Source organism: Streptomyces sp. NEAU-YJ-81, from assembly GCF_017592595.1.
GTDB classification, from domain to species: Bacteria; Actinomycetota; Actinomycetes; order Streptomycetales; family Streptomycetaceae; genus Streptomyces; species Streptomyces hygroscopicus_B.
The window spans coordinates 1-745 of the sequence record NZ_JAGFNO010000128.1 but is presented as its reverse complement, the minus strand read 5'-3'; the positions used below and the strand labels follow the sequence as shown (position 1 = coordinate 745).

General features: G+C 66.8%; 1 pseudogene. It reads left to right on the top strand.

Annotation, left to right across the window (positions count from 1 at the left end):
* Positions 1 to 23: 23 nt before the first annotated feature.
* A pseudogene (locus J5X86_RS50230) lies at positions 24 to 745 on the top strand (IS5 family transposase); the annotation flags it as partial.

The window sequence follows — 745 nt, the reverse complement described above, 5'->3', positions numbered from 1 at the left end:
GGTCAGTTGGTCGTTGGCCGAGTATGGGGAGTGGACGGTGGGGATGGATCGTGCCGGTGGGGCTGTGGGAGATCGCCAGGCCGTTGCTGCCGTCGGCGCGAGTGCGGCCGCAAGGCGGCGGGGTGGCCAACATCGATGACGAGGCGGTGTTCGCGGCCATCGTCTACGTGCTGGTCAGCGGCTGTGCGTGGCGGGCTCTGCCGCCCTGTTTCGGTGCCTCGAAGTCGACGGTGCACCGCCGGTTTCTGATCTGGTCGCGGGCGGGAGTCTGGGGACGGCTGCACCAGAAGGTGCTCGAGATGCTCACCGGCCAGGGCCTGGTCGACCTGTCCCGGGCGGTACTCGACTCCGCTCACGTCCGCGCCAAAAAGGGGGCGAACACACAGGTCCGTCGCCCGTGGACCGGGGCAAACCGGGTTCCAAGATGCACGTCCTGTCGGACGCGAACGGACTGCCCCTACGCGTCGGAGTCTCCGCGGCCAACACCCACGACAGCCTCGGGCTGAAGCCGATGGTGGCGCATTTCCACGTAGGACACGAATCCCACAGCGACCATTCCAAGCTCCAACGGCTGCACGCCGACAAGGCTTACGATCTTCCTGACCTGCGACAATGGCTGCACAGCCGACACATCGGCGTCCGCATCGCCCGCAAAGGAATCGACTCAAGCGAGCGACTGGGCCGCCGAAGGTGGGTGATCGAGCGCACGATCTCCTGGCTCACCGGCTACCGTCGGCTGTCACCC